The organism is Falsibacillus albus, from assembly GCF_003668575.1.
GTDB lineage: Bacteria > Bacillota > Bacilli > Bacillales > DSM-25281 > Falsibacillus > Falsibacillus albus.
Genome location: NZ_RCVZ01000002.1, coordinates 236615 through 250036, shown reverse-complemented (window position 1 = coordinate 250036; position 13422 = coordinate 236615). Strand labels below are relative to the sequence as shown.

The following is a 13422-nucleotide window of genomic DNA, read 5'->3' as shown; positions in this document are numbered from 1 at the left end:
GTGTGAAAAAGTAAATGGTAAAAAAAAGCCGTCCCATTTAAAAATTGTGGGACGGCCTTTACTATATCAGGATGAAACTGTGGTTTTATCTGATTTATGGATTTCAGATTCCAGTTCTGCTATGGTTTGCTGAATTTCTGCAATTTCCAATTTTAACTGATCTTTATTAGGCTTTGAATCCAGCTGCCATTGCTGGACGATTTCTTTAATATCGGAAGTTAACTGAAGGATTGTATCCTTACCTTCCTTTGAAACCTTTGCAACGGAGTCTTTTAAGCCTTGAACATTGACTTTGATTTCCTTGAGCGTATTCAGCCATTCATCTCCGGACTCCTGCAGCTGGGTGCGGAGCTCTTTGCCTGAAGATGGTGCAGACAATAGTGCGGATACGGCGCCAATAGCTGTTCCAAACAATAGTCCATATGAAAAAATTTTTTTATTCATTGCGTCACTCCTATAGTATTTGTTTATTCTATTTCTACACGTTTTCATTAATTCCTGCAAGTTTCCGCGAAGGGAGGAACAAGGAATTTATAGATATTTTGGATGGTCTTCGCATAGATATTTAGTAAGCGTATTGTGCTAGAGGGGTGGGGAAGGTGAGCGGAGTCATCTTTTGTTTTTATGCAATAAGTGCAGTACTATTTTTTGGGACGTTTCATTATTTGATAGCCATAAAGCGGCCGGGGATCTATCCACCGAAAAATCTCATGAAGAAAAGAGCGGGAGTGCTCGGAGCGGGAGGAATCATCGTATTGATATTAGGATTATTGCTTTCATTGATTGTCAATTAAAAAAAGAGGCGATGCCATTGGAATGGCTGCTTTTTCAAAGATTGTTGTTTTCAAAAGTTATTCTGTTAGAATTCATTTCCGTTGTTGATTGTAACGGAAGATGCGAGACTCCTGAGGGATCAGCGGGCAAGGTGAGACCCCGCAGCGTAGGGAGGAGAGGTTGGGTGGATGTTCGATTAAGTTCGGCACGTCGTGTGCCAACATCGAACGACCTCACTTCGTGTGAGGCCCCTCGGAAAGCGGGCGTCCTTCCGTGAAAATCAACACACGCTACCTTTGTTTTCGCTTGTGCCTACAGTATTAAAGTAGAGAATCCGCTAAGGAAAAAGGGATCGGATAGCAAATGTCTGCAGCGGATAGGACAATCATATGATCCAGACACAAAGTAATCGATATGAAAAAGCAAAAGAATCACCACATCAAGGGATTTACAGAGTATATTTTCTTCCTTTTGCATACAAAATAAAAGAGGCGACTCGGTGGTCGCCTCTTTTTATATATTTTCTGCAATTTGGGTTCTTCTTAAAATGTTTTGAACGACAGGGTAGATGATGAACATGACGATGCCGTTCATTACCGCTGCTGGCAGTACTCCCATTCCGAACAACAGGACAAAGGAATCAGGCAAACCTACAATGAAGTATGCAGACGTAAGGAAAATGAATCCTGATAAAATGGTGCCTAAACTTGTAAGGGCCGTAGCAGCTTTTATAGAATTAGACTTCTTCACCAATGCTGTATAAACGAAGAAAAAGGTAAAAGAAGTAATGAGCTTATCAATGACATTCGGAATGAATCCTCCTGGAAATGTGGAAGTCAATCCGGAAATGATTCCAGTGACAGCCCCCAAAAGTAATACGTTTTTCTTTTCCGGGAATAAAAGAATGCCTAGGAACATCATGCTAAGCATCATATCCGGCTTCAGACCAAAGACGATCCCTGGAATGATTGTGTGCAATACTGCGCCTATCCCGACAATCAAGGAAAGGGCTACTAATGTTTTTGTCTTCATATCTCGACTCTCCTCTTCTAATCTATGACTATACTTAACTGATGCTTTCCTGCAGTGCACTCTTGCCTGCAGCGAAAGAATGTCTATAGTATAACATACATCCTGTCCCTTGAATAGGATCATCGTGCTGACCAAATTTTCCTAGAAATGAAAGTCCCCCAGAAGGGAACTGGGGGACTTCGTCAATCAAGAAACTCTTTATAAATGCTGTCCAATGGCTTCTGCAATCGCGTGCAAGTCCTCCTGATTATAGGCACTCGAATTGTTTTTCCAAACAGCTCCAAATCCATCCCCTTTTCCATAACGGGGGATGATGTGCATATGGAAATGGAAAACGGATTGTCCTGCATGTTCTCCGTTGTTGTTCAATAGGTTGAGGCCGATAGGATTGAATTCTTTTTTTATGGCATTGGCTATTTCAGGCACTGCTTTGAATAGGTTGCCCGCTATCTCCGGAGTAAGCTCATATAAGTTTTCTTTATGTATTTTAGGGATGACAAGGGTATGTCCTTTGGTGACCTGGCTGATATCCAGAAAAGCCAAGACATGTTCATTCTCGAAAACCTTAGACGCTGGAATATCCCCATTCAATATTTTACAAAAAAGACAGTCGCTCATTCCTGATCCACCTTTCAATGATTTGCATTCAGTTTACCACATCGATAGAAGAATCGGAAAATAATAAGAGGACAGGATTTTCGTGGAAGATCCTGTCCAATGAAGGGTTAAAGGTTAAAAGTTTCGGCCATTCTCTTTGATAAACACCTCATTATACAATGATTATGTGTTCGACAAATGAATTTGGACTTCATGACACATGTTCAATACGACCATCCCCTATATCTTTAAAATTTCCAATAGCTTGGAACTAAAGAAGGAAATCTGATCTTTCTTTGATAAACACCTCATTTTAAATGATGGTTTAATCAATTGATGATGATGTCATTTTCCAATGCACGAGGACTATCCCTTTCTCAGGCTCGAATAGCAATGTGCATTTACGGTAATCGGTCTTTAACAACCACCCCGTTTTCGAGATTGTGACCCCTTCGATTATTATGATGTACAGTTTGAAAAGTTATATGAATAGGAAATTTTTCCACTCGACCGGGTACAAGATAACATCTTGCCGGCAAATTTGATAAAATGAATTCAGGACTGTTAGAAAGGATGTTCCTTATGGCACTATTGAATGTGAAAGAATTGACAGGAGGCTATACGAAAAAGCCGGTACTCAAAGATATTTCCTTCTCTATAGACAAAAACCAAATCGTTGGATTGATTGGATTGAATGGTGCAGGAAAAAGTACGACAATCAAGCATATTATCGGCCTCCTTGAACCAAAAAATGGGGAGATTAGCATTAATCAAAAGCACTTGTCGAAAGAGCCGGAAAATTATCGCAAACAATTTGCATATATCCCTGAAACCCCCATTTTATATGATGAATTGACGTTGGAAGAGCATTTGAAGCTGACTGCCATGGCCTATGGATTGGACGAGTCGGTTTATCAAGAACGGATTCCGCCCTTGTTGAAGGAATTTCGACTAGAGAAAAAAATGGGCTGGTTTCCTGCACACTTTTCAAAGGGGATGAAGCAAAAGGTGATGATCATGTGCGCATTTTTGGTCAAGCCAAGCCTCTATATCATTGACGAGCCATTTGTTGGGCTCGATCCCTTAGGCATCCAATCCTTGTTGGATTTAATGAATGATATGAAAAACAGCGGTGCAGGCATCCTGATGTCCACGCATATTTTAGCCACTGCGGAACGGTATTGCGATTCATTCATCATCTTACATAATGGAAAAATCCGTGCACAAGGAAGTTTGGCGGAGCTTCAAGAAGAATTTAATATGCCTGGGGCAACCTTGGATGACATCTATATCCAGCTGACAAAGGAAGATCAGGATGAAACAAATTAACAGGCTTTGGAGGGAAAGATCACAGACCTATAATCAAGAAATCAGGAAATATTTGCGCTACATGCTGAATGATCATTTGTTGTTCGTCATGATTTTTGCCATCGGTGGTGGAGCATATTATTACAACAATTGGATTGATACATTGGACCAAAATTTTCCCGTTTCATGGGTGATGGCGATCATTCTAGGGATCATCGTGACAATCAGTCCGATTCAAACATTGCTGAAAGAAGCTGATCAAGTTTTTTTGCTTCCGCTTGAACATAAAATGGCCAATTATTTCCGAAAAGGGATTTGGACCAGTTTTTTTACCCAAAGCTATCAGCTATTAATCATATTGGCTGTGCTGATGCCGCTTTATGCAGGAGTAACGGGAGAGGGGTTTCAATCGTTCTTTTACCTATTCATCCCCTTGCTGATCCTAAAGGTATGGAATTTGTATATTCAATGGTTCCTGCTTAAATTCCAGGAAAAGGAATTCAATCAGCTTGATAAAATCGGCAGGCTGCTAATGAATGTCATATTTATTTTTCTATGGACTGCCAAATCATCGTATTGGCTGGTTGCGGCTGTGGCTGTCGTCTATGTGATATTGTTCATTTATTATTGGAATGCTACAAAAAATAAGCTTCTGAAATGGGATACGTTGATTGAATTGGAACAACAAAGGATGCTGCTTTTTTATCGAGTGGCCAATTTGTTTACGGATGTTCCGAAATTAAAAGGGGAAGTAAGAAGGAGGAAATGGCTTGATCCACTTCTCAAGTTTGTCTCCTACGGACACAATAGCAGCTTTCAATATTTATTTTCGAGAACGTTCATTCGAAATTCGGAATATTTTGGGTTGTTTTGCAGATTGACGATCATTGCTGCTGTATTTATTTACTTCAGCCATAATATGTTTGTCATTATCGGCATTACATTGCTATTTATTTATTTGACAGGCTTCCAAATGATACCTTTGTTCCAGAAGCAGGATAATAAAATCTGGGTACACTTATATCCTGTTAACCATTCGTTGAAAAAAAAGTCTTTCTTGAGGTTGACGCAAGTCTTATTGCTGATCCAAACGTTTATCTTTTTGGTGATCCTGATGGTCAAACATGAATGGATGAGCGGTGGAGCTTCCTTCATCATTGGAGCGGTATTCAGCATGTTCATTGTTCAGCTATATATCCCGATGCGTTTATCGAAAATGGAAAAATATTGATTGTATCTTTGGACCTTTTGACTTGTTTTCGTATGTTAAAGAAAGGCTCTTTTCTCAAAGGTTGTTGTTTTTAACAGTTTTTCTTTAAAAACTCATCATATGATCTTGAATGGAGCGGAAGGTACGAGACTCCGGATGGAACAACCGGCCAATACGAAAAGAGCGTAAAGAAATCAAAAAGGGGCATGGTTATGAACAATTCTGATTATGTATCCATCGCTAAACAGGACACTGAACGTTGGAAGAAAAAAATCAACACACGCTCCAGCATGATCAAAAGAATGGCCAAAAGAGCTCAAGAAAAAGTCAATTCTTTTATTCCGGAGAAAATCCATCATGTGGTGACGGAAAGCATTAAAAAAATGGTTCAGATCACTTTGTTTGGCTCTGAATATTTAACGAAAACAGATCCAGAAGATAATATGGATCTTGAGGCAAGGGAAAAATTAATTAAACAAAAAATCAATGCCTACAAAAAAACAGCTGCCCTTGAAGGAGCCGGAACAGGAGCGGGTGGTATAATCCTTGGAATGGCTGATTTTCCTTTATTGTTGAGCATAAAAATGAAGCTTTTATTTGAAATTGGAGCCCAATATGGGCACGATATCAAGAGATATGAAGAAAGAATGTTCATATTGCACGTCTTCCAGCTCGCATTCTCCAGCGATGAAAAGAGACTGGATCAGCTGAGTATCATCGAAAATTGGGAACAATATAAGAATGAGCTTGATGATTTGGATTGGAGGCAATTTCAGCAGGAGTACCGAGATTATATCGACTTTGCAAAGCTTCTTCAGCTTGTTCCGGGAATAGGCGCATTTGTTGGAGCATATGCGAACTATTCATTATTGGAGTACCTCGGGGATACAGCCATCCAAGCATACCGGTTGAGATATTTTAATCAATGAGTCTTTCGAAGAATAAAACCGGACAAAATTTGTCCGGTTTTTTGTTCCTTTATTGCTTTACTTCATTTAACTCTTTTACGTGTTTGGATTGATACTTAATGGCAGCAGCTCCTAATGTTTTGGCAGCAGTGAGCATAGACTTTTCATTGATGTCGAATTTTGGGTGGTGATGCGGATAAGCAGTTTCCACACCATCCGGTTTTGCGCCGGTGAAGAAAAAGGTACCTTTTACATTTTGAAGATAATATGCAAAATCCTCGCCGCCCATTTCAGGGTCCGTTTCTTCGATTTTGATTACATCAGGCACGTCTTCGGCACATTTTTTCAAAAATTCTGTTTCATCAGCATGATTGACAACGGCCGGATAGCCTCTATCATAGTTATATTCATAGCTGCAATCAGACGCATAGCAGGCCCCTTTTATGATTCTTTCAATTTCTGCTTCCATTTGATCGCGTACTTCTTCATTGAATGTTCGTACAGTTCCGATCAATTTGGCGCTGTCGGCAATGACATTGAAAGCGTTATCTGCAATGAAGGAGCCGACCGACAAGACTGCCGAATCGATCGGATTGACCCTTCTGCTGACGATTTGCTGAAGGTTCATGACCAGTTGGGATGCAATGACGACAGAATCTTTGGTCTTATGAGGCTGGGCTCCGTGGCCGCCCTCACCTTTTATTTTTATGGTAAACCTATCAGAAGCAGCCATGAATGGACCGGTCCGTGTTTGAATGACTCCATAAGGCACAGTTGCCCACAGGTGTGTACCAAAGATAACATCGACACCTTCAAGGCAGCCGTCCTTGATCATATCGATGGCTCCGCCCGGTGCATATTCTTCTGCATGCTGGTGAATGAAAACATATTCTCCTGCCAATTCATCTTTTAATTCATTCAATGATTTAGCAAGGATTAGGAGGGTGGCTGTATGCCCATCATGCCCGCATGCGTGCATGACGCCTTTATTCAAAGATTGGTATGGGAGCCCCGTTTCTTCCTGGATTGGCAAGGCATCGAAATCTGCCCGGATTGCAACGGTTTTTCCAGGTTTACCGCCTTTTAAATGAGCGACTACTCCATTTCCGCCAACCCCTGCTTGAACATCCATTCCCAGTCCTCGGTAGAAATTCACTATGTACTTGGCTGTTTCCACTTCTTGAAATGATAACTCAGGATGCTGATGCAAATGTCTTCTGATTTCCACCATTTGATCATACTGCGACTCCAGTATTCGAAATAATTTTTCCGACATATTAAAACCCCCATAAGTGAATTTTCTAAACATTTAAAAATATTATAACATTACCCAATACTTCGATAAACGAAAAATATTGATTTGAAATCTGGGTCTATGCGTAAAGTCTGTAGCTATTGCTCAAGAGTGATGAATGTTGATTTCTGCGGAAGAATGTTCGCTTTCCGAGAGGCCTGACAGGAAGTGAGGTCGTTTCGATGTTGGCACACGAGATGCTGATCTTAATCGAACATCCTCTTAGTTCTCCTTTGCCTAGCCTCCGGAGTCTTACACATTCTGCTCCAATAAACACCATATGATGATAGTTGATCAGAATAAATGATAAAAACAATAATCTTTGCGAAACAAGCAAAAATCAATGATAAATGTATTAAACTATAAGAATATACACTAATTAGAAAAAGGAGAAAAAAATGGTTGAAAGAAAAATGATAGCAGGTTTAATTGCGTTTTTTGCATTTCTTTTTATGTTGCTTCTCGTATTGAATGGAGGCATTGCCACTTTTGATGATGAGGCAGCCAAACTATTCACTCCGCTTAAATTTTTAAGTATCTTCAATGTTTTAGGCACCCAGTTAATAATAGGCGGAGGAAGCATCATGCTGATTCTTTATTTATGGTGGAGAAAGAAAAATTACTTTGGCATTCTTTTACTATTAATTGCTGTAGCAGGTGGCAACTTGGTGAATAAGTGGCTGAAGGCTGCCGTTGGAAGAGAGAGACCGCCTTTGGCACAGGGTGAAGAAGGTTTCAGTTTTACAAGCGGGCATGCCATGGTCGGAATGATCTTTTATCTTCTGCTCGCTTTTTTCATCAATCAAGAAGTTGCGTCGAAAAAAATAAGGATAATGATTTATTCTGCAGGAGTTTTGAGTGCAGTTCTAACTGGATTGAGCAGGATTGTTACACATGCACACTATCCATCGGATGTTTTTGCAGGCTATTTAGCAGGGGTGACGATTTTTATGTTCACTACAGGGGTTTATGGTTGGAATAAAAAGTAAGGGCTGAATTTTTCAGCCCTTTTTGATGATGTGAGGGAAATCAATAATTTTTAAATCAGGAACATGGCCGCGATGGTGGTGACGACAAGGCCAATGACGACTGGCAGAAGGTTCCTTCGTGCGAGTTCGAAAGGATCGACATTACATATTGCTGCAGCAGGGATTAGCGCCCAAGGGACAAGCGTTCCGCCTCCTACCCAAATCGCGGCGATTTGCCCAAGTGCTGTAAGTGTTGCAGCACCTGCTCCGATGGCGTGGGCAAATAGATTCGCAATGGACCCTGCGAGAGAGATCCCCGAGAAACCAGAACCATCAAGTCCCGTAATCGCCCCGACCGTCGTCAAGGTAACGGCTCCTACACCTTTTGAAAGAGGTACTGCTGAGGCCAGTGCAGCCCCAAGGTCATTGACGATGCCCTGCGATCCTTTCGGGAGATAATCTCCAATGATGCTTTGGAAACCCGCGTCTCCCAAGTAAAAGAAGGCTGCAATGGGAATGACCGGGCCAAATACTTTAAAGCCGAACTGAAATCCATCAATCAAATATTGAGTGGTCTTTTCCAATCCATCATTTTTAAATCCAGCTAATGTGATCAGCAGCATGATGAAAATGGAAGTACCTCCGACTAATGCGGTTGCATCCCCCCCAGTCAAATTGAATTTAACCATTGCAAGGATATCCAAACCAAATAACACCGGGATCAGCAAGGCGAAAAATTTCTTCCATCCTTCTGAAATGATTGTATTGGTTTTGGAGGATGAAAGATCGCTGATAGTGGTTGAATCGACCTTCAACAATCCTTTTTTCATATCGCGCTTTAAAAACAAAAATGCGGTGATGGTTGTAACCAATCCCATAATGATGACTAATGGAATGCTGGCTTGAACAACCTCACTGACAGGGAGGCCGGCTGCATCTGCTGTAAGCTTAGGGGCAGCTTGAATCACGAAATCACCGGATAATGCGATCCCATGGCCAAATAAGTTCATGGCCATCGCGATGCCCAGCGCCGGCAGCCCCACCCTTAATGCAACCGGAACGAGGACAGCACCCATGAGTGCAACGGCCGGTGATGGCCAGAAAAACCAAGAAATGATCATCATCAATATTCCGATTGTCCAGTAAGCCAACCCAGGGGACTTGATCAGCTTTGTAAACGGTTTGACCATGACATCATTGATGCCTGTGGCAGTCATGCTCCGGCTCATGGCAACGATAATCGAAATGACAAGGATGGTGGATAACAGTTCGCTTATTGCATAGATGAAACTGTTAAATACGCTGCTGACGGAATGGGTGATCGAACCAGTCGCTGTCAGTGCGATAAGGAAAATGCCTGCTATACATAGAATCGTCGTATCCCGGCGAAAAATCATGAAAAGTACAATTAATCCAATGAAAACAAGGTATAGCCAGTGCAGTGAAATAAGTTCCACTCCCACTAGAATTCCTCCTTTAATTAAGATGAGACTGAAAATCGGGATAAACGCCCGGTTTCCGTAATACAGGATATGAAAAGAAAAAAAACTTGTGAGCCCCTTAAACAAAAAAATCAGTCCCAAGACGGAGGCTTATTCAAGCGTATGAATGTTCAAACGGATATGCTTGAAGACTAAAATATAAATAAGAAAAGGACTTTCTTTAATGCTTTGTTGAAGCTTATTGTTAATATAAGCTCTCTCCAGCTGTTGAATGAAGCAGAAGGTGCGATATTCGCAAGACTCAGGTGCCTGGAGCTGGTGAGCGCACCGAGCGACGAGCATCCTTCCGAGTAAATCAACAGCGGTGTTTAACAGAGCCTTTTATTAAAAGCAGCAAAACTTTACGGAAAGAGCCAAATGAATAAAAAGGATTTAATGAATTGGATAACGAAAATAAATATGTATAGTAGAAAAGGCGGGGGATCAATTGCGTTATCGAACTGGAAAGCAATGGTTTGGATCATTGCTCCTGCTCATTGCAGGAATTGGACTTTTATTGGTGAATATTGGTGTCATTTCCTTGGAAATAAAAGAGGTTTTTGTCGTCTTGCTGCCTGCAATCATTGCGTTATATGGACTCAAAAAACTATTGGATGCACTGCTGCAAAAATCATCTGGATCTCTATTGGTCGGTTTGTTTGCCCTATGCTACGGCGGTCTGATTTTATGCTCCCATTGGGACCTCATTGATTTTGGCTGGGAAGATTGGTGGAAGCTGTGGCCGATACTCATCGTATCCATTGCATTCAATGGGATATTTCAAAAGAAAAAAGTGAAGATTTCTTTTGAAACGGATTATCCTTTTGTTAAGGACAAGGACGAATCTTCTTTCGGTAAGAAAAAGAATATGAGCATGATCGGCGATATGAAATTTCAAAAGGCAAATTGGCCATTGGAGCCCATGGATATGTTCAATGCAGTCGGGGACTATTATTTTGACTTTGGAAAGGCTTATATCCCGGAGAAAACCACGCCATTAAATGTAAAAGGTTGGGTGGGCGATGTGAAAATGATCATCCCGGAAGACTTGCCGGTAAAGATTTATACGAAAGTGAAGATAGGGGATATCAGGCTCTTCGAACAAACATCCGACGGTATGAAAGCCGAGCTCTTTTATGAATCCCCTGATTATGAGGAAGCTGTTAAAAGACTGCAATTGACGGTTGAGCTTGGTGTTGGCTCTATCCGAATAGTCCGAGTATAGGGGGGCGTGCGATGAAACAGCAAAATATCAGGACATGGTTTGTTCAAAGCTTTTTAATGATGTCTTTATTCGGAGGATCTGTTTTTTTTGCAGGTTTGCAAATTTATATTATGTTGTCGAGCCAACCAATGATTTCCCTTCGTTCTTCTATTTATCTATCTCTATTCCTTTTTGGCGTCCTTTTGGTATTAAGCATTTATTTCGGCATTAGGGGCGGATATCTATTTAAGGGAAGGCTGGACGATTTGTTTACCTTCGTAGCAACATTAAGAAGCGGGAAATTCTCGGCGAGGGTGGAAAAATTCGAAGAAGATGAAATCGGCATGATTACCGATGAAATGAATCATTTGGCAGATTTCATCCAGGATCAGGTGAAATCACTTCAACGGCTTGCAGACGAAAAATCTGAATTGGCCAACCAGGCGCATCAAGCTGCGGTCATGGAAGAGCGGCATCGGCTTGCCAGGGAATTGCATGACTCGGTCAGTCAGCAGCTTTTTGCATTGGGTATGCTTTCATCTGCAGCCATCAGAATCATCCAAGAGGATTCTTTACAGGCGAAAAAAATGCTCGAGCAAGTTGCTGAAATCGCTTCAAAAGCTCAAGGGGAAATGAGGGCGCTTCTTCTGCATCTTAGGCCCATTGATTTAAAGGGAGACTCTTTGGGGGAAGGTCTGCATAAACTGGTAAAGGAACTTAAAGACAAAAGCCATTTAAATATTGATATGAAGATTGAGGATGTAGGAAACCTGTCAAAAGGTACCGAAGCGCATCTATTCAGGATTGTTCAAGAAGCATTGTCCAATATTTTAAGGCATGCCCATGCAGAAACCGTGAAAATTGTCATGGAGAAGCATAAGGATATGCTCCATTTGTACATAAGTGATGACGGAAAGGGATTTGGGGTTCATGCGAAGCCGTTGACTTCCTATGGACTGCAGACCATGAGGGAGCGCTGTGAAGAATTGGGAGGAGTCTTTCAAATCCGTTCCAAGGAGAGAGAAGGGACGTATATAAATATTCGGATTCCAGTCGGGGAGGTTGGAGAAGTTGGATAAAATCAAAGTGTTGATCGTGGATGACCATGAAATGGTGCGGTTGGGGATGAAATCATATCTTATGACTGAAAAAAGAATCGAGCTTGTCGGGGAAGCTTCATCCGGTCAAGAAGCAGCCCAACTTGCAAAAAATCATGAACCGGATGTAATACTCATGGATCTATTGATGGAGGATGGGACAGGAATAGAAGCAACGAGAAATGTTTTATCTTTTCTGCCAAACTGTAAAATCATCATTTTAACGAGCTACTATGATGATGAGCAGGTATTCCCTGCGCTGGAGGCCGGAGCTCACAGCTATTTGCTGAAAACGGCAAAAGCAGAGGAAGTCGCCGACGCTATTTATAAATCAATGAAGGGTGAGGTTGTGATCGAGCCCAAAGTTGCCACGAAAATGATGAATCGATTTCGCTCCAAAGAAAAAAAGCCCCATGACGAATTGACGGAAAGGGAACTTGATGTGCTGAAGTGTTTAGGGGAAGGGATGACCAATCTAGAAATCAGTGAATCTTTATTTATTGGAATCAAAACGGTCAAAACACATGTAAGTAATATTTTAGGGAAATTAGGCGTATCGGATCGAACCCAGGCGGCCATCTATGCGAATCGAAATGGAGTCGTCCTTGAGAAAAATTAGACTTTCCTTTAAGGCTTTTTTCGTAAATGATTTCCGCTGCAGGATGCTCGCATTCCGTGAGGCGGGCGGTGAGCATCCTTTCTTGGGAAATGAATAGAATAAGAAAAGGCTGTCTCGAGAAGATCATTTATCATGACCTCTCGAGACAGCCTATTTTATCAGCCATTCGTTAATTGTTCTTTGTCGGGGGCACTGTATTTTGTCACATAAGAAGCACGTGGGAACAGGTCTTTTTTTGCATCCACACCTTCTTCGGTTCCACGTTTCTCATGGGCTTTGGCATATGCTTTCGAATCCTGCCAATTATGAAAAGCATCCGCATCTTCCCATTGAGTCAGGATCACATATGTATCGGAATCCAATGGTCTCAATACACGAATGGATATGAAACCGGGTTCTTCTTCGATCATCCTTGCTCTGTTTTTGAAACGGTATTCAAATACAGGTCTCCCTTCATCGGTAACCGGTATATTATTAAAGACAAAGAATCCTCTTTGTTCCAATTCGCCGTGGGCATCAATCACCTCATATTTTCGGGGCTCCTCAAAGAAAGTTTCTCCTTCTGCCTCCTGCATCAGCAAAGTCCGCTCTGCATTTTGGGCGATGAAAACCTTTGCATCAGTGTGCTCATTGTATTTCTTCAGTAGGAAGTCATATGTACCGCTTGTGATAAAAAAATTCATTCTAAACCCCACCTCTGTCTAAGATTTATATTTATTATACCCATCCTTCTTGATAAGATAGATATCGATATGAATATTTACCCAGCACGTAATTATTGTAAACGCATATCACCTTGGGATTAACGGCAAATTTATGACATTTGCCAATGTTTACTATACATTTCATGATAAAACGTCTATAGTGATAATCGGATGCTGGACGATTGTTTCTCCAGCTTTGAAAGCGCTTGAAAATTAAAGATATTTT

Annotated in this window: 14 protein-coding genes; 8 read left to right on the top strand and 6 right to left on the bottom strand. The window is 41.3% G+C overall.

All coding sequences use genetic code 11. The features are described 5' to 3' along the window. Nucleotides 1-66: 66 nt before the first annotated feature. Complete coding sequence (locus D9X91_RS03860; RefSeq protein WP_158598228.1) at nt 67-444, bottom strand: YtxH domain-containing protein; 378 nt, start codon at nt 442-444, stop codon at nt 67-69. A gap of 155 nt (nt 445-599) precedes the next feature. On the opposite strand from D9X91_RS03860, the gene D9X91_RS03855 reads away from it, so the two are divergent. After that, nucleotides 600-794 carry a hypothetical protein gene (locus tag D9X91_RS03855; RefSeq protein ID WP_121679244.1) on the top strand — a complete coding sequence of 65 codons (195 nt, stop codon included), beginning with the start codon at nt 600-602 and terminating at the stop codon, nt 792-794. 493 nt (nt 795-1287) lie between these two features. Here the strand turns inward: D9X91_RS03855 and D9X91_RS03850 are convergent, their stop codons facing one another. Beyond that, nucleotides 1288-1806: a tryptophan transporter gene (locus D9X91_RS03850; RefSeq protein WP_121679243.1), complete on the bottom strand. Its 519-nt coding sequence runs from the start codon at nt 1804-1806 to the stop codon at nt 1288-1290. 198 nt (nt 1807-2004) lie between these two features. Next, nucleotides 2005-2424, bottom strand: a complete 420-nt coding sequence (locus tag D9X91_RS03845) for an HIT family protein (protein ID WP_121679242.1) — start codon at nt 2422-2424, stop codon at nt 2005-2007. A gap of 561 nt (nt 2425-2985) precedes the next feature. Here D9X91_RS03845 and D9X91_RS03840 point away from each other — a divergent pair. From D9X91_RS03840 to D9X91_RS03830, 3 genes are all read left to right on the top strand, one after another. After that, complete coding sequence (locus D9X91_RS03840) at nt 2986-3732, top strand: ABC transporter ATP-binding protein (protein ID WP_121679241.1); 747 nt, start codon at nt 2986-2988, stop codon at nt 3730-3732. Further along, nucleotides 3719-4942 (top strand): ABC transporter permease, encoded by a 1224-nt coding sequence (locus D9X91_RS03835; RefSeq protein WP_121679240.1) that lies wholly within the window; start codon nt 3719-3721, stop codon nt 4940-4942. Before D9X91_RS03840 ends, D9X91_RS03835 begins: the two co-directional genes overlap by 14 nt. Nucleotides 4943-5133: 191 nt before the next feature. After that, nucleotides 5134-5850, top strand: a complete 717-nt coding sequence (locus D9X91_RS03830; RefSeq protein WP_121679239.1) for an EcsC family protein — start codon at nt 5134-5136, stop codon at nt 5848-5850. Between the two features lie 49 nt (nt 5851-5899). Here D9X91_RS03830 and D9X91_RS03825 read toward each other — a convergent pair whose 3' ends face one another. Then, entirely contained in the window at nt 5900-7105 is a 1206-nt protein-coding gene (locus tag D9X91_RS03825; protein ID WP_121679238.1) for a M20 family metallopeptidase, read from the bottom strand. Between the two features lie 416 nt (nt 7106-7521). On the opposite strand from D9X91_RS03825, the gene D9X91_RS03820 reads away from it, so the two are divergent. Further along, the gene (locus D9X91_RS03820) at nt 7522-8112 is read left to right on the top strand and encodes a phosphatase PAP2 family protein (RefSeq protein ID WP_121679237.1); all 591 of its coding nucleotides are present in this window, start codon (nt 7522-7524) and stop codon (nt 8110-8112) included. A 50-nt stretch (nt 8113-8162) separates the two neighbouring features. Here D9X91_RS03820 and D9X91_RS03815 read toward each other — a convergent pair whose 3' ends face one another. Beyond that, nucleotides 8163-9554 carry a hypothetical protein gene (locus D9X91_RS03815; protein WP_121679236.1) on the bottom strand — a complete coding sequence of 464 codons (1392 nt, stop codon included), beginning with the start codon at nt 9552-9554 and terminating at the stop codon, nt 8163-8165. A 466-nt stretch (nt 9555-10020) separates the two neighbouring features. On the opposite strand from D9X91_RS03815, the gene liaF reads away from it, so the two are divergent. Genes liaF through D9X91_RS03800 form a run of 3 tightly spaced genes read left to right on the top strand, consistent with a single transcriptional unit; the run spans nt 10021 to nt 12492 of the window. Beyond that, nucleotides 10021-10797 (top strand): cell wall-active antibiotics response protein LiaF, encoded by a 777-nt coding sequence (liaF, locus tag D9X91_RS03810; protein ID WP_121679235.1) that lies wholly within the window; start codon nt 10021-10023, stop codon nt 10795-10797. Nucleotides 10798-10808: 11 nt separating this feature from the next. Then, complete coding sequence (locus tag D9X91_RS03805) at nt 10809-11855, top strand: sensor histidine kinase (RefSeq protein WP_233569545.1); 1047 nt, start codon at nt 10809-10811, stop codon at nt 11853-11855. Beyond that, nucleotides 11848-12492, top strand: coding sequence for a response regulator transcription factor (locus D9X91_RS03800; RefSeq protein ID WP_121679234.1), 645 nt, complete (start codon nt 11848-11850; stop codon nt 12490-12492). Before D9X91_RS03805 ends, D9X91_RS03800 begins: the two co-directional genes overlap by 8 nt. A gap of 158 nt (nt 12493-12650) precedes the next feature. On the opposite strand, the gene D9X91_RS03795 is transcribed toward D9X91_RS03800, so the two are convergent. Then, nucleotides 12651-13175 (bottom strand): antibiotic biosynthesis monooxygenase family protein, encoded by a 525-nt coding sequence (locus D9X91_RS03795; protein WP_121679233.1) that lies wholly within the window; start codon nt 13173-13175, stop codon nt 12651-12653. Nucleotides 13176-13422 lie beyond the last annotated feature (247 nt).